Source organism: Exiguobacterium aurantiacum DSM 6208 (genome assembly GCF_000702585.1).
Lineage (GTDB): Bacteria > Bacillota > Bacilli > Exiguobacteriales > Exiguobacteriaceae > Exiguobacterium > Exiguobacterium aurantiacum.
Window position 1 is genome coordinate 2260301 of sequence record NZ_JNIQ01000001.1, and the last position, 15770, is coordinate 2276070.

The 15770-nt window shown below is 56.8% G+C and carries 13 protein-coding genes; all 13 read right to left on the minus strand.

Annotation, left to right across the window (positions count from 1 at the left end):
* Positions 1-3 precede the first annotated feature (3 nt).
* A complete protein-coding gene (pyrE, locus tag P398_RS0111950) occupies positions 4-630 on the minus strand; it encodes an orotate phosphoribosyltransferase (RefSeq protein ID WP_029335431.1) in 627 nt (208 codons plus the stop codon).
* Complete coding sequence (gene pyrF, locus P398_RS0111955; protein WP_029335432.1) at positions 614-1318, minus strand: orotidine-5'-phosphate decarboxylase; 705 nt, start codon at positions 1316-1318, stop codon at positions 614-616. The genes pyrE and pyrF overlap by 17 nt, the downstream gene beginning before the upstream one ends.
* Complete coding sequence (locus P398_RS0111960; protein WP_029335433.1) at positions 1293-2219, minus strand: dihydroorotate dehydrogenase; 927 nt, start codon at positions 2217-2219, stop codon at positions 1293-1295. Before P398_RS0111960 ends, pyrF begins: the two co-directional genes overlap by 26 nt.
* Positions 2216-2935: a dihydroorotate dehydrogenase electron transfer subunit gene (locus tag P398_RS0111965; protein WP_029335435.1), complete on the minus strand. Its 720-nt coding sequence runs from the start codon at positions 2933-2935 to the stop codon at positions 2216-2218. Before P398_RS0111965 ends, P398_RS0111960 begins: the two co-directional genes overlap by 4 nt.
* A complete protein-coding gene (gene carB / locus P398_RS0111970) occupies positions 2932-6135 on the minus strand; it encodes a carbamoyl-phosphate synthase large subunit (protein WP_029335437.1) in 3204 nt (1067 codons plus the stop codon). The genes P398_RS0111965 and carB overlap by 4 nt, the downstream gene beginning before the upstream one ends.
* 1 nt (position 6136) lies before the next feature.
* Positions 6137-7219 (minus strand): carbamoyl phosphate synthase small subunit, encoded by a 1083-nt coding sequence (locus P398_RS0111975; protein ID WP_029335439.1) that lies wholly within the window; start codon positions 7217-7219, stop codon positions 6137-6139.
* Entirely contained in the window at positions 7197-8477 is a 1281-nt protein-coding gene (locus P398_RS0111980; protein WP_029335440.1) for a dihydroorotase, read from the minus strand. Before P398_RS0111980 ends, P398_RS0111975 begins: the two co-directional genes overlap by 23 nt.
* Positions 8474-9379 carry an aspartate carbamoyltransferase catalytic subunit gene (locus tag P398_RS0111985; protein WP_029335442.1) on the minus strand — a complete coding sequence of 302 codons (906 nt, stop codon included), beginning with the start codon at positions 9377-9379 and terminating at the stop codon, positions 8474-8476. Before P398_RS0111985 ends, P398_RS0111980 begins: the two co-directional genes overlap by 4 nt.
* A 131-nt stretch (positions 9380-9510) precedes the next feature.
* A complete protein-coding gene (locus P398_RS0111990) occupies positions 9511-10812 on the minus strand; it encodes a uracil-xanthine permease family protein (RefSeq protein WP_024370041.1) in 1302 nt (433 codons plus the stop codon).
* A gap of 49 nt (positions 10813-10861) precedes the next feature.
* The gene (gene pyrR, locus P398_RS0111995; RefSeq protein ID WP_024370040.1) at positions 10862-11395 is read right to left on the minus strand and encodes a bifunctional pyr operon transcriptional regulator/uracil phosphoribosyltransferase PyrR; all 534 of its coding nucleotides are present in this window, start codon (positions 11393-11395) and stop codon (positions 10862-10864) included.
* A 199-nt stretch (positions 11396-11594) separates the two neighbouring features.
* Entirely contained in the window at positions 11595-12506 is a 912-nt protein-coding gene (locus P398_RS0112000; protein ID WP_024370039.1) for an RluA family pseudouridine synthase, read from the minus strand.
* Positions 12506-12979, minus strand: a complete 474-nt coding sequence (gene lspA / locus P398_RS0112005) for a signal peptidase II (protein WP_029335444.1) — start codon at positions 12977-12979, stop codon at positions 12506-12508. Before lspA ends, P398_RS0112000 begins: the two co-directional genes overlap by 1 nt.
* Before the next feature lie 58 nt (positions 12980-13037).
* Entirely contained in the window at positions 13038-15764 is a 2727-nt protein-coding gene (gene ileS / locus P398_RS0112010; RefSeq protein ID WP_029335446.1) for an isoleucine--tRNA ligase, read from the minus strand.
* Positions 15765-15770 lie beyond the last annotated feature (6 nt).

Here is a 15770-nt window from a genome sequence, read left to right on the forward strand (position 1 = left end):
GGATCATGATGTGACGCGTTCGTTCCAACCTGTCGGATCAGTTCGCCAGTCATGCAATGAAGCAGCTTCTTCTTTACTGATGATCCGCTTCTTGACGGCGACGTCGAGCAAATCCGATAGGGTCGTCAGCGCGTGGGCGCTGAAACCGGACTCCAACAGATTGATGGCGAGACGGCTCAGGCTGTATGAGAAGATCGCTTGAATCTTCACGACTTCTCCGCCCGCTTTCTCGACCGCCCGAGCGGCCTTGATGCTCGACTCCCCGGTCGACAACAAATCCTCGATCACGACGACACGAGCCCCCGGTTCGAACCGGCCCTCGATTTGATTCCCTTTGCCGTGCCCTTTCGCGCTCGACCGGACGTAGACGAGCGGTAAACCGAGACGATCGGCGACAAGCGTCGCATGCGGAATCCCTGCTGTCGCCGTCCCCGCGATGACATCGACGTCGAGCAATCGAATCTCTTCGACGAGCGCGTCGACGATCAAGTTACGAACCTCGGGATAGCTAAGCGTCAAGCGGTTGTCACAATAAATCGGACTCTTCAGTCCGCTCGACCATGTGTATGGGTTATCCGGCGACAGCGTCACGGCCTCAATTTTTAACAATGCTTCAGCGATTTGTTTCATACGTTCGACTCCATTCCTCTAGGTAATGTGTATAAGCGGCGTTCGGATCAACGGAGCGGGTGATCGGTCGGCCGACGACGATGGCGGATACGCCGGCGTCACGGGCTGCCTGAGGCGTGGCGACGCGCACTTGGTCGTCCGCCGTCTCACTCATCCGGATGCCCGGCGTCACGGTCAAAAACGAAGAACCGAGCGCTTGATGAATCGCGCGGGATTCATGCACCGAAGCAACGACACCGTCGAGTCCGGCGCGGTGTGCCATCGCCGCCTGCCTAAGGACGGCCTGTTCGAGCCCCCCGCTGATGTGCAACTCATCCGCGAGCATTCGTTCATCGGTCGACGTTAACTGGGTGACACCAATCAACTTCGTCGTGTCGGTCACGTCGCGTAACCCGTCTAACGCGTAGCGCATCATTGTCTCGCCGCCAAGTGTGTGGACGTTCGTCAGTTCGACACCGAGGCGACCGATTTGGCGGAGCGTCCGCCGCGCCGTTTCGGGGATGTCGTGGACTTTGACGTCCAAAAAGACCGGGTACCCTTCGCCGACGAGCCGTTCGACAAATTGTCCGCCTTCACGGTAGAACAGCTCCATCCCGACTTTGACGGCCGGCTTCTGTTCGATTCGTTCCAATAAACGAAACGCGTCCGCGCCCGTTTCGACGTCAAGCGCGAGATACAGTCTGTTCATAAGCTTTCCCCCTGATGTCTAAAATGTGATCGATGCCGAGCTCGTCAAGCCGGTCAGGTAACGCTTCGATGATTTCCTGACAGACGTACGGATTCTCAAAATTGGCCGTTCCGACCGCGACGGCCGAGGCGCCAGCGTAAATAAACTCCAACACATCGTCGACCGTCCGCACGCCGCCCATTCCGATGATCGGGATATCGACGGCTTGGGCGACTTCATACACCATGCGGATGGCGACCGGTTTAACGGCCGGGCCGGACAAGCCACCGATTCGATTGGCTAAAATCGGTTGCCCGGTCGCGACGTCGATCCGCATCCCGACGAGCGTGTTGATCATCGTGATCCCGTCGGCCCCGGCCGCTTCGACCGCCTTCGCCATGTCAGTGATCGACGTGACGTTCGGTGACAGCTTGACGTACACCGGTTTGGATGACGCCGCTTTGACGAGGCGGGTCAGTTCGGCCGCCATGACCGGGTCGGTCCCGAACTGCATCCCGCCACACTTCACGTTCGGGCACGAGATGTTCAGTTCGAGTGCTTTGATGGTCGGGTCCGCGCTCAGCAGACGCGCGACACGGACGTATTCTTCAGGCGTCGACCCGGCGACGTTGGCGATAATCTCGGTATCAAACGTCGACAAGAACGGTAATTTCGAGTCGATGATCGACTCGACGCCCGGATTTTGCAAGCCGATGGCGTTGAGCATCCCTTGCGCCGTCTCGGCGACCCGGGGCGTGCCGTTACCGAACCGTGCCTCACCCGTCGCCGCCTTGATCATGATGCCGCCAAGGATAGATAAATCATAGAGTTTCGCGAACTCTTCCCCGAATCCGAAACAGCCTGACGCCGGCATGATCGGGTTTTTCAATCGTAAACCTGGCAAGTCAACGTGTAGTCTCATAGCGTCACCTCTTCCGCACGAAATACCGGTCCGTCACTGCATACTTTGACGTAGCCGTCTGGAGCTTGGCACACACAGGCGAAACAAGCCCCGATACCACACCCCATCCGGTTCTCGATCGAGATATACCGCTCTTCGATGTGCGATGCGGCGACCGCCTTCAACATCGGTTCTGGACCGCAGCTGAACAACACATCGGCATCAACCTGCGCGAGGGGCCCCGTCACAAACCCTTTTTCCCCATACGTTCCGTCGACCGTCGTGATGATCGTCTCTCCGAGCTCGCAGAACGCGTCTTCATAAAAGATGCTCGCTTTCGTATCAAACCCGAGAATCGCCACCGTCTCGATTTCGCGGGCGGCGAGCATGCGCCGCGTATAATACAGTGGCGGCACCCCGATGCCCCCACCGACGAGGACGACACGTTTTCCGGCTTGTTGGAGCGGAAAGCCGTTGCCGAGCGGTCCGAGCACGTCCAGCTTGTCTCCGGCGCGACGCGCGGCGAGGTCTGTCGTCCCCGCCCCGATGACTTTATACAAGAACGTCACGACGTTCCCTTCGACATTCGCGACCGAGAGCGGGCGCCGGAGCAGCTCTGACGTTTTCACGTGAAAGAACGTTCCGGGCGCAATCTCGTTCGTGTCGACCGACACTTTCATCTCCATCGCCCCTTTTGCGATCGGATGATTTGAGAGCACCGTTGCGAACTGTCTCATACGGTCACCCCGAAAGTCGTGAACGCCGGCAGGCTCGTCGTTTGGAACGACAGGCTCTCGATGACTTGGAGCAGCGCCGTGACCGTGTCGAGCGATGTCAGACAGAGTACCCCTTGCTCGGCTGCGGCCCGACGAATGATAAAGCCGTCTTTCGTCGCGAGGGCGTCACGCGTCGTCGTGTTCAAGACGATGTCGACTTCACCCCGTTCGATGACGCTCAGCATCGTCTCTCCGGCCTCATTGATTTTACCGACCGGATGGACCGGCAATCCATCTGCCGAGAGCGCAAGTGCCGTCCCGGACGTGGCCATCAAGCGGAACCCGAGTCGGTTGAAGCGACGCGCGATGTCGAGCGCTTCCTCCTTGTCTTGATCGGCGACGGTCAACAGGACGTTGCCTTTCAAGGCGATCGTCATCCCGGCAGCGACGAGTCCTTTATACAGCGCTTTTTCGAGCGTCCGGTCTGTCGCCATGACTTCACCGGTCGATTTCATCTCTGGTCCGAGTGAAGGGTCGACTTCTTTTAATTTCGCGAAACTGAACACCGGCACTTTGACCGAAATCGCGTCCGCTTCCGGATGCAGGCCGGTCCCGAGACCGAGTTGTTTAAGACTCGTCCCGAGAATCGTTTGCGTGGCGATGCGTGCGACCGGAAGGCCCGTCACTTTCGAGATGAACGGGACGGTCCGGCTCGCCCGCGGGTTAACTTCGATGACGTATAGATCGTCAGCGTAGACGAACTGGATGTTGAGCAACCCTTTGATTCGGAACGCCTTGGCGAGTTTGATCGTATAGTCGACGACTTTTTGTTTCAACTCTGCGCTCAACCGTTGCGGCGGATAGACCGCGATCGAATCGCCCGAATGGACCCCGGCCCGCTCGATATGTTCCATGATGCCCGGGATGTAGACGTCCGTCCCGTCACAGATGGCATCGACTTCGATCTCGATTCCCGTCAAGTAGCGATCGATGAGGACGGGGCGGTCTTTCGAGGCGACGACGGCGTGACGCATGTACCGTTCGAGCTCCGAGCGCTCATAGACGATTTCCATCGCTCGGCCGCCGAGGACATAAGACGGGCGGACGAGCACCGGATAGCCGAGCAGTTCGGCACAGGCGACGGCTTCTTCGACCGTGACCGCCGTCTTGCCTGGCGGTTGAGCAAGCTGTTCGGCCGAGAGCGTCGCTTCGAACGCTTTCCGGTCTTCGGCACGGTCGATGTCTTCAAGCGATGTCCCTAAAATTTGTACCCCTTCCGCTTCAAGTGAAGCCGCCAAATTGATGGCCGTCTGGCCACCGAACTGGACGATGACGCCGAGCGGTTGTTCGTTCTCGATGACCTCGAGCACGTCTTCGGTCGTGAGCGGTTCGAAATAGAGTCGGTCCGAGATCGAGAAATCGGTCGACACCGTCTCCGGGTTGTTGTTGATGATGATTGCTTCATACCCTGCGTCACGGATCGTCTGAATCGAGTGGACGGTCGCGTAGTCGAACTCGACACCTTGGCCGATGCGGATCGGGCCGGAGCCGAGGACGAGAATGGACGGCTTGTCCGTTTTCACCGCTTCGTTCTCGACTTCATACGTCCCGTAGAAGTACGGTGTCTCCGAGGCGAATTCGGCGGCACACGTATCGACCATCTTATACACCGGCCGGATGCCCCAGTCGTTCCGGAGCGACGTGACCGTCTCCACGCTCTCGTTCACGATCCGGGCGATCATCTTGTCGCTGAAGCCGAGTCGTTTCGTTTCGGCGAGGCGCTCTTTCGAGAGCGGCTCACGCCGGAGCGTCTCTTCTTGTTGCCAAATTCGATCGAGTTTCGCTAAAAAGAAGCGATCGATCTTTGTCAGCTCATGCAGCTGTTCCGTCGAATAGCCGCGGCGGAGCGCCTCGTAGAGCATCCACAATCGCTCATCGGTCGGCGTCGTCAGCTCGCGATCGAGTTCATTCGCACTCAGTTCCGCGAGCCGTGGCATGGCCAAGTCTTCCGTCCCGAGCTCGAGCGAGCGGACGGCCTTCAAGAGCGCTTCTTCTAAATTACGGCCGATCGCCATCACTTCCCCGGTCGCTTTCATTTGCGTGCCGAGACGGCGGTCGGCGGTCTCGAACTTATCGAACGCGAAGCGCGGGATTTTGGCGACGACGTAGTCGAGCGCCGGTTCGAACGAGGCGTAACTCGTTTCCGTCACCGGGTTTTTCAATTCCGATAACTTATAGCCGACCGCTACTTTGGCAGCGAGCTTTGCGATCGGATAGCCTGTCGCTTTCGAAGCGAGCGCCGAGCTGCGTGAGACACGCGGGTTGACCTCGATAACGTAATACGTGAAGCTGTCCGGGTCGAGGGCGAACTGGATGTTACAACCGCCTTCGATGCCGAGGGCGCGGATGATGTCGAGCGAGACGCTGCGGAGCATCTGGTAATCGCGGTCTGACAATGTCTGCGTCGGGGCGAAGACGATCGAGTCGCCCGTATGGACCCCGACCGGATCAAAGTTTTCCATCGCACAGACGATGATCGCTTGGTCGCTCGAGTCACGCATGACCTCGTATTCGACTTCTTTCATGCCGGCGATCGACTTCTCGAGCAATACTTGCGTCACCGGGCTCGCTTTCAGTCCTGATTCGACGAACTGTTCGAATTCATTCCGGTCATGGGCGATCCCACCACCGGTTCCTCCGAGTGTGTACGCCGGGCGGATGATGATCGGGTAACCGATCCGGTCGGCGAATCCCCAAGCCGACTCGAGCGTCTGGACGATCTCACTTTCAGGCACACCATGTCCAAGTTTATACATCAAATCGCGGAACTGTTCACGGTCCTCGGCTTGTTCGATGGCCGACAATTTCGTACCGAGCAGTTCGACACCGCAATCTTCAAGCACGCCGCGGCGGTCAAGTTCCATCGCCAAGTTGAGCCCCGTCTGTCCACCGAGCGTCGCAAGCAGCGCGTCGGGACGTTCTTGCCGGATGATACGCTCGACAAACTCCGGTTCGAGCGGTTCGATGTAGACGCGATCTGCCGTCGTCGGATCGGTCATGATCGTCGCCGGGTTCGAGTTGACGAGGATGACCTCGTATCCTTCTTCTTTCAACGCTAGACACGCCTGGGTACCAGCATAGTCAAATTCTGCCGCCTGTCCGATGACGATCGGGCCGGATCCGATTACAAGGATTTTCTGAATATCTGGTCGTTTTGGCATGTCATATTCCTACTTTCTGTTTGTTTTCTTGGACGAGTGTCATGAAACGGTCGAATAAGTCATTGGCATCGTAAGGTCCCGGTGCCGCTTCCGGATGGTATTGGACCGAGAACGTCGGATGATGCAAGTGTCTCACACCTTCGACCGTCCCATCGTTGACGGCCCGATGCGTGACGATGAGCGAGGTGTGTGCGAGTGAGGACTCCTCGACCGCGTATCCATGGTTTTGCGAGGTGATTGTCACCGCACCGGTCTCAAGTTCGAGCACCGGATGATTGGCGCCGCGATGGCCGAACGGGAGTTTGAACGTATTCGCACCGCCCGCGAGCGAAATCAATTGATGGCCGAGACAAATCCCGAAAATCGGTAGTTTCGGCATGAGCGTCTCGATGAGCGGGAGAGCCGTCGGGACGTCTTTCGGGTCACCCGGTCCGTTCGACAGCATAACGCCGTCCGGTTCGTAGCGCATCACTTCTTCGGCCGTCACGTCGTGCGGCAAGACGACGACTTCACAGTCGCGCTTCACGAGTTCACGCATGATGCCGAGCTTCGCCCCGAAATCGATGAGGGCGATGCGCGGTCCGCTTCCTGTCGTGACGTAGGCCCGTTTCGTCGACACACGTTCGACTTGATCGGTACGCAGCTCGTCTCCGAACCGGCTCGCCACGGTCGCCCACGTCGATTCCCCGTCGACCATGACGCCGCGCATGACCCCGCGTGAACGAAGATGGCGCGTGAGCATCCGAGTGTCGATGCCTTCTAGTCCCGGGATCCCGAAGCGCTTGAGCGTTTCCGACAACGTCGCCGTCGAGCGGAAGTTTGATGGCGTCTCGCACACTTCTTTGACGATGAGCCCTTTCGCCATCGGGACGGTCGTCTCGAAATCTTCTCGGTTCACCCCGTAGTTCCCGATCAATGGATTCGTCAACACGATGAGCTGGTCGCAGTAAGACGGGTCGGATAACATCTCTTGATACCCGGTCATCCCCGTCTGGAACACGACTTCCCCGCTCGTCTCGACATCAGCGCCGAACGCCTTCCCAACAAATGTCGTCCCGTCCTCAAGCCATAATGTTCGTTTCATCGAATCTCCCCTTATATACGATTTCTCCGGCCGCGATCGTCATGACCGGCCATCCTGTCAGTTCTTTCCTTGCGAACGGTGTATTCTTCCCTTTCGAACGGAACGTCGCCGGGTCGACCTGGCGCACCGTGTTCGTGTCGACGAGAACGAGGTCTGCTGCTCGGCCGACACCGATTATCCCGTAAGGCAAACCGAACACGTCACTCGGCCGCTTCGTCATCCACTCGATGAGCGCCGCCTCTTCCATCTGCCCCGTTTTGACGAACGTCGTGTACAGGAGCGGGAACGCGGTCTCGAACCCGGTGATACCGAATGGCGCCCGTTCCATCCCTTCCGCTTTCTCTTCTGCCGTATGCGGGGCATGGTCGGTCGCGATCATATCGATCGTCCCGTCGCGCAATCCTTCTAACAGCGCCTCCCGGTCGTCTGCGCTCCGGAGCGGCGGATTCATCTTGAAGTTCGAATCCAGACCCGGGATGTCATCTTCGCACAAGACGAGGTGGTGCGGCGTCACTTCGGCCGTGACGTGAATGCCCGCTCGTTTGGCGTCACGAATGACACGGACCGACTGCCTAGACGAGACGTGGCAGACGTGATAGTGGCAACCGGTCTCTTCGGCGATCAAGACGTCGCGGGCGATGTGGATGCTCTCGGCGAGGCTCGGGATGCCTTGGATACCATGTTCTTCACTGAACCGGCCTTCGTGGACCGAACCGGCCTTGAGCGTATTATCCTCGCAGTGTGCGACGACCGCTTTCCCGAGCCGTTTCGCCTCGCGCATCGCCTCGCGCATCATCGCCGCTGCTTGGACGCCGACACCGTCATCCGTGAACGCGAACGCGTCCGCGAGTGATGCCATGTCAACTTGCTCGGTTCCGAGCTGTCGCTTCGTGATGGCCGCGTATGGCAGCACGCGCACTACGGCGTCTTGTTCGATTTTCGTCAACAAATCGTCCATCGTCGCCCGGTCGTCCGGGACGGGGCGTGTGTTCGGCATGGCGCAGATCGTCGTAAAGCCGCCGGCCGCTGCCGCCTCGGTCCCTGTCTTGATCGTCTCTTTCTTCTCACCGCCCGGTTCACGCAAATGGACGTGCACGTCGACAAGTCCTGGGATGAGGAGCTTCCCGCTCGCGTCGATCAAGTCGTGACCGTTCGTCGGCCCATCATAGTCGACCGAACGAATGATGCCGTCCTCGATCAATACATCACTTGTCCGTTTCATGTTCCCGTCATACCAAGTTGCTCGTTGAAGTATCATAATTGTCCCCCTAATGCTCGTTGTAAGATGGCCATGCGTGCATATACCCCGTTCGTCATCTGTGGAAAGATACGCGACTGTGGATGTTCAATCAAACTGCCCGCGATCTCGACGTCCCGATTGACCGGGGCCGGATGCATGATGATCGCGCTCGGCTTCATTCTGCCGACTCGCTCGACCGTCAAGCCGAAGCGGGCGTGATAGTCTTCTTTCGAGAATATGTCACCCATGATGTGGCGTTCGTGTTGGACGCGGAGCAACATGATGACATCACAGTCTGGCAAGACGTCGTCAATGTCGCGATGAACGAGTCCCATCGACTCGTCCCACCACGTGGTCGGGCTACAGCCGACGACGTTCGCGCCGAGTCGTTTCAATACCGATGCGTTCGACCGGGCGACACGACTATGGACGAGGTCGCCACAGATGGCGACGTTCAAGCCTTGAAACGTTTTGTACTCTTCATAGATGGTGACGAGGTCGAGCAGCGACTGCGACGGGTGTTCCCCGCTGCCGTCTCCTCCGTTCAACACCGGGATGGACAGCTTCTCGACGAGCTCGTGATAGTACCCATCCTCCGGGTGACGGATGACGAGGGCGTCGACACCGATCGCCTCGAGCGTCTTGCACGTGTCGTAGAGCGTCTCGCCTTTCGTCACCGACGACGTTGCCACGTCGAACGGGATCTCTTGGATCTTCAAATGTCGCTCGGCCATTTGAAACGAATTTTTCGTCCGCGTCGAGTTTTCAAAGAACAAGTTCGCGACCGTCTTCCCATCAAACAGTGGGGGCATGTCACCTTGTTTGTAGCGCAGCGACTCCTCAATCATTCCCATGATCTCTTCTAACGTGAGCGTATCCAGACTGACAAAATGTTTCGGTTGTTGTTTGATCAAGTTCATGTTCGTCTCCTCCTTTTTCGTAGAAGGCAAAGAGAAAAGGCGCCTCTTCACCTACGTGAAGGGACGCCTTCATTTGGGTAGACTACACCCAAATAAACGAGCCTTCACTTTGCCGACCTCACGGGATCGAATTAAAAGTTACTTGCTTGTCGAGTTTCTTCAGTTGGTTGCTCATCGGCTTCCGCACTCGTCTCTTCTTTTGGCAAGAAGGCGTTCAAGAGAATGCCGACGATTGTCGCGAGCGCCATCCCTTGGACCGGGAAGCTGCCGAGTTGGACCATCGCCCCGCCAAGTCCGACGACGAGGATGACCGAGGCAATGATCAAATTACGTTTCTCGGCGAGGTCGACTTTGCTCTCGACCATCGTCCGTAGCCCGTTCGAGGCGATGACACCGAACAACAGGATCGAGATGCCGCCTTTGACCGGGTTCGGGATCGTCGAGATGAACGCCTCGACGTGGCCGAGGAAGCCGAAGCTGATCGCCATGAGTGCTGCACCGGCGATGACGTACACACTGTACACTTTCGTGATGGCCATGACGCCGTTGTTTTCACCGTACGTCGTACACGGCGGGCCGCCGAGCGCCGACGCGACCGCTTTCCCGACACCGTCGCCGAGAAGCGTACGGTGCAGGCCTGGGTCTTTCATCGTCTCGCGTCCGATGATTTTCGACGTGACCATCTGGTCGCCGATATGCTCTGTCATCGTGACGAGGGCGACCGGGACGATCGCGAGGAGAGCCCCGACTTGCCACATCGGCATGTAATCGACGAATACCATCGTGAAGTCAGGCAGTTGGAACAAACTCGCTTGTCCGATAGCCGAGTAGTCGATGATCCCGAACATGGCTGCGATGGCATAGCCGCCGACGATTCCGAAGAGGATCGGGACGGCGCCCCATACCCCTTTCAATTTCGTCATCGCCACCATCGTGATGCCGAGCGTGAGCAAGGCGATCGTGACGAACGTGCCGTTATACGCTCCGTCTTGGTTCATCGACATGTCGATGGCGACCGGTGCGAGCGACAGGCCGATGACCATGATGACCGGGCCGACGACGACCGGCGGCAAGAGCCGCAACAGCCAACGCACGCCCGTCTTATAGATGATGAGTGAGACGACACCGTAAACCGAACCGGCGATGATGCCGCCGAACAGTGCGGCTTCGACGCCCCATTGTTGGCTGACTGCGATGATCGGCGCGATGTAGGCGAAACTTGACCCGAGATACGTCGGGACTTTGAATCGGGTGATGGCTAGGAATGAGAGCGTGGCCACTCCGGAAGCGACGAGGGCGACAGATGTGTTCAGTCCTGTCAAAATCGGGACTAAAATCGTCGCTCCGAACATGGCGAAGACGTGTTGAAGGCTGAAGAGCAGCCATTGTGGCAAGTGAGCAGGACGCTCGTGGATGTTGAGGATTGGTTTCATATGTGGTTCTCCTTCCTGGCCTCTCTGGACCACCTTAAAGGTTTTGGTGTTACTGTTGTTTGATGAATACTTCGTCCGTCGTGTCGACTTCACTGAGTCTGACGACGACTTGTTCGGATTTCGAGGTCGGGACATTTTTCCCGACAAAGTCCGGGCGGATTGGTAACTCGCGGTGTCCGCGGTCAATCAAAACGGCAAGCTGGATATAATCCGGTCGACCGTGGTCGACGAGTGCGTCCATTGCGGCACGCACCGTCCGTCCCGTGTACAAGACGTCATCGATCAACACGACCGTCTTGCCGTTAATATCGTGCGGGAGTTCGGTCGCTTTCACTTCCGGGTCGAGTGACTTTTTCGATAAGTCGTCCCGGTATAGCGTGATGTCCAAGTTTCCGAGGGCGATCGGCTTCCCTTCGATTTCTTCGATGCGGCGGGCGAGCCGATCGGCGAGCGTCTCTCCTCGCGTCTTGATGCCGACAAGGACGACGTTATCGGTCCCTTTGTTGCGCTCGATGATCTCGTGGGCGATTCGTGTCAACGCTCGCCGGATGGCGGCCTCGTCTAGTATAGTAGAGTGTTTCACACGTGTTCCTCCTCTCTGAACGGTATAAAAAAAGAAGACTTCCTCATCCGGCTGGAAAGGAAGTCTTCATATGTGAGGGCAGACTCCTGCCTCAAATAATCGACGTGTAGTGGCCGCGGCCACGATCCTTTCACAGCCTCTCTGGACTGGGTTTAAAGGTGTTATGCTTTCTAGACTATAAATCGGAATCGGTTGAAAGTCAACGCGTTTTCTCGATTTTGTCCAATTTCGCGAGTTCTGCCTCGAAGTCGGCTGGAAGTTTCGCCTCGAATTCGAGCCACTCATCCGTACGCGGGTGATGGAAGCCGAGCGTCGCCGCATGGAGCGCTTGACCGTTCAATTGAATCGTCCGACGCGGTCCGTATTTCGGGTCACCGGCGAGCGGATGGCCGATGTAGCGCATATGGACACGGATTTGATGCGTCCGACCGGTCTCGAGTTTGCATTCGACGAGGGTGAAATCTTTATATCGCTCGAGCAGACGGAAGTGGGTCACCGCTTCTTTCGCGTTTCGATCCGTCACCGTCATGCGCTGGCGGTCGTTCGTGTCACGCCCGATCGGCGCCTCGATCGATCCGAGTTCATGGGCGAGTTCGCCATGGACGAGGGCGATATACTCTCGCTTGATCGTGCGGTCTTTCAGCTGACGCGCGAGCGACTCATGGGCCAAATCGTTTTTAGCGACCATGAGCAAACCTGTCGTGTCCTTATCGATACGGTGGACAATGCCCGGGCGCTTGACGCCGTTAATCCCTGACAAGTCGTCACAATGGAAAAGCAATGCGTTGACGAGCGTCCCAGACGTATGTCCTGCCGCCGGATGAACGACCATGCCGCGCGCTTTGTTGACGACGATGACATCCTCGTCCTCATAGACGATGTCGAGCGGAATGTCTTCTGGCAACACTTCGAGCTCGACGGCTTCCGGGACTGTCACGACGACTTCGTCCCCGACTTGTAGTTTGTAGTTCGGTTTCACCGTTTGACCGTTGACAAGAAGGTCCCCTGCCTTGATCCAGTCTTGGATTTGTGAACGGGACCAGTCGCTCCGTTCACTCATCCATTTATCAATACGTGCCTTTTCTTCGGCGACAAATGTGAATGTTTCCATTATGTTTGTCCCCTTTCTTTGTTTAGTTTTTCTTCAAATAAGACGCCGATGATCATAAAGATGACCCCGAACGTGAGTGCCATGTCGGCGACATTGAAGATCGGGAAATTGTAACCGAACGGATATGTGTCGACGAAATCGACGACTTCCCCTCGGAACAGGCGGTCGATAAAGTTTCCGATCGCACCGGCGAGCAACAACCCGACGCTATAACCGAGCAGATTGAATCCATTCACTTCTTTATGCAGAAAGTAAATCAATCCGACGACGACGATCGCCGTGACGATGAAAAAGAACACCATTTGTCCTTCGAGCATGCCCCAAGCCGCGCCCTTATTCCGGTATGACGTCAAATATAACCATCCGGGGATGAGTTCGATCGACTGTCCGATCGTCATCGTCTGGACGACGATCCACTTTGTCACTTGGTCAAGCAAGATGAGAAACAAGGCCAATCCGTAATAGCGTTTCATCAAATTCTCCTTTCACGTCATAAGAAACCGGAGTGGACTGACGCCACTCCGGTCCAGCTTACGCGATGACTTCTGTACAGCGTGGGCAAAGCTCAGGATGCTCGGCGTCTTGCCCAAGCTCCGTCGAGTATGTCCAACAGCGGGCACAAGCGGCGCCATCTGCTTTCGCGACAGTGATTTGTGCCGTCGCATAGTCCACGTCGGCAGTCTCGGCATAGTCGAGTTGCGACACTTGGAGCAATTGACGGACGTTGTCGATTGTATCGAGCAACTGTTTCGTCTCTGCTTTCGGCGCGATGACGAGCTTCGCCTCGAGCGGCTTCCCGATCAACTTCTCGCCACGGGCGATTTCAATCGCTTTCAACACGTCGTTGCGGAACGTGAGGAATTTCGACCACTTCGCGAGCAACGTCGTCTCTTCTTCCGTGAGCGGAGCGACTTCTTCAATGTCTGACAAGAAGACGTTGTCGACCGATTGGGCCGGCACTTCTTGCCACACTTCGTCGGCCGTATGCGGAAGGATCGGCGCGATCAATTTCGTGAGCGTGACGACCGTGTCATACATGACCGTCTGAACGGCACGACGACGCGCATCATCTTCACGCTCGATATAGAGGATGTCTTTCGTGAAGTCGAGGTAGAACGACGACAACTCGTTGACACAGAAGTTGTGAATCAAGTGATAGACGGCCATGAAGTCGAACGTGTCGTACGCTTTGACGACTTTCGTCTGCAACTGCTTCAATTTCGTCGCCATGAAGCGGTCGGCTTCCGGCATGTCGTCGAACGCGACACGCATCGACGGGTCGAACCCGTTCAAGTTACCGAGCAAGAAACGGAGCGTGTTTCGGATTTTTCGGTATACTTCCGACACTTGCTTGAAGTTGTCGTGAGACGCACGAACGTCCGATTGATAGTCGACCGACGATACCCAAAGACGGACGATTTCAGCTCCGTACTGTTTGACGAGGTCGTTCGGCGCGATCGTGTTGCCGAGTGACTTCGACATTTTGCGGCCGTCGCCGTCGAGAACGAAGCCATGGCTGAGCACGTTGCGATACGGCGCTTTGCCGGTCGTCGCGACAGCCGTCGAAAGTGACGAGTTGAACCAGCCGCGATATTGGTCTGAGCCTTCCAAATACAGGTCAGCAGGACGACGCAAGTTGTCGCGCTGTTCAAGCACGCCCGCATGAGACGAACCTGAGTCGAACCAGACGTCCATGATGTCGAGTTCTTTACGGAACTCGCCGTTCGGGCTGTTCGGATGTGTGAACCCTTCTGGCAACAAGTCTTTCGCTTCGCGCTCGTACCAGACGTTCGAGCCATGCTCATGGAACAAGTTGGCGACGTGGTCGATCGTCTCGTTCGTGATGATTTCGGTCCCATCTTCAGCGTAGAAGATCGGGATCGGCACACCCCATGCCCGTTGACGACTGATGACCCAGTCCCCACGGTCACGGACCATATTGAACAAACGTGTCATGCCCCACTCTGGTACCCAGTTCACTTCTTCGATCTCACGAAGCATATCGGCCCGGAAATCTTTGATTGAGGCGAACCATTGCGGCGTCGCACGGAAGATGACCGGTTTTTTCGTACGCCAGTCATGCGGGTATGAGTGCTTGATGAATTTCAAGTTAAGGAGGTAACCGTTCTCTTCAAGCTTCATGCCGATTTGTTTGTTGGCGTCTTCATAGAAGAGACCTTCAAATCCAGGTGCTTCGTCCGTCATATAACCACGGTCGTCGACCGGGCATAAGACGTCGAGTCCGTAGGCTTGTCCGACGCGGTAATCGTCTTCCCCGTGACCTGGTGCCGTATGAACGAGACCCGTTGCGTCTGCCGTGACGTGGTCGCCGATCATGACGAGCGATGTCCGGTCGTAAAGTGGGTGTTGCGCCGTCATATGTTCGAACTCACGGCCGTTCCATGACCCGCTCACCGTGACGTCCGTCCAGCCGAGCGCTGTCGTCACTTCTTCGACGAGGCTGTCGGCGACGATGTACCCTTTGCCGTCATGCTCGATACGCGTGTACGTCAATTCATCGCTGACGGCGATCCCGAGGTTAGCAGGGATCGTCCAAGGCGTCGTCGTCCAGATGACGAAGTGGTCAGTCGGCTCAAGCACGCCTTTCCCGTCGACGACTTGGAACGCCACGTAAATCGCCGGTGATTTCTTGTCGTAGTACTCGATTTCCGCTTCAGCGAGTGCTGATTCAGAAGACGGTGACCAGTAGACCGGTTTCTTACCTTTATAGATGTAGCCTTTTTCAGCCATCGTCCCGAACAAGCGGATTTGGGCCGCTTCGTATTCCGGAAGGAGCGTGATGTACGGGTTATCGAAATCAGCCAACAGACCGAGGCGTTTGAACTGCTCGCGTTGCGAGTTCACTTGCTCCATCGCATACGCCGCACATTTCTCACGGAACTCGGCGACCGTCATTTCTTTACGGTTGACGCCTGCTTTTTGGAGCGCGTTCTCGATTGGGAGACCGTGCGTGTCCCAACCTGGGATCATCGGGGACTGATATCCGTTCAATGACTTGAAGCGGACGATGATATCTTTCAACACTTTGTTGAGCGCGTGGCCCATATGGATATCGCCGTTCGCATACGGAGGACCGTCATGCAAGATGTACTGGGGCTTCCCGGCATTTTTTTCTTGGACGCGCGTATAAAGGTCCATCTGCTCCCATGCTTCCTGCATTTGAGGTTCGCGTTTCGGCAAGTTTCCGCGCATGGCGAAATCTGTTTCAGGCATCAATAGTGTGTCTTTGTAGTTCATTGAAAC

Bases quoted from the DNA above. Each gene is read 5' to 3' on its own strand.
- P398_RS0111960 (WP_029335433.1), bottom strand. From the start codon at position 2,219: ATGAGACTACACGTTGACTTGCCAGGTTTACGATTGAAAAACCCGATC.
- P398_RS0111985 (WP_029335442.1), bottom strand. From the start codon at position 9,379: ATGAACTTGATCAAACAACAACCGAAACATTTTGTCAGTCTGGATACG.
- ileS (WP_029335446.1), bottom strand. From the start codon at position 15,764: ATGAACTACAAAGACACACTATTGATGCCTGAAACAGATTTCGCCATG.
- P398_RS0111965 (WP_029335435.1), bottom strand. From the start codon at position 2,935: ATGAGACAGTTCGCAACGGTGCTCTCAAATCATCCGATCGCAAAAGGG.
- carB (WP_029335437.1), bottom strand. From the start codon at position 6,135: ATGCCAAAACGACCAGATATTCAGAAAATCCTTGTAATCGGATCCGGC.
- P398_RS0111975 (WP_029335439.1), bottom strand. From the start codon at position 7,219: ATGAAACGAACATTATGGCTTGAGGACGGGACGACATTTGTTGGGAAG.
- P398_RS0111990 (WP_024370041.1), bottom strand. From the start codon at position 10,812: ATGAAACCAATCCTCAACATCCACGAGCGTCCTGCTCACTTGCCACAA.
- pyrF (WP_029335432.1), bottom strand. From the start codon at position 1,318: ATGAACAGACTGTATCTCGCGCTTGACGTCGAAACGGGCGCGGACGCG.
- P398_RS0111980 (WP_029335440.1), bottom strand. From the start codon at position 8,477: ATGATACTTCAACGAGCAACTTGGTATGACGGGAACATGAAACGGACA.
- lspA (WP_029335444.1), bottom strand. From the start codon at position 12,979: ATGAAACGCTATTACGGATTGGCCTTGTTTCTCATCTTGCTTGACCAA.
- P398_RS0112000 (WP_024370039.1), bottom strand. From the start codon at position 12,506: ATGGAAACATTCACATTTGTCGCCGAAGAAAAGGCACGTATTGATAAA.
- pyrE (WP_029335431.1), bottom strand. From the start codon at position 630: ATGAAACAAATCGCTGAAGCATTGTTAAAAATTGAGGCCGTGACGCTG.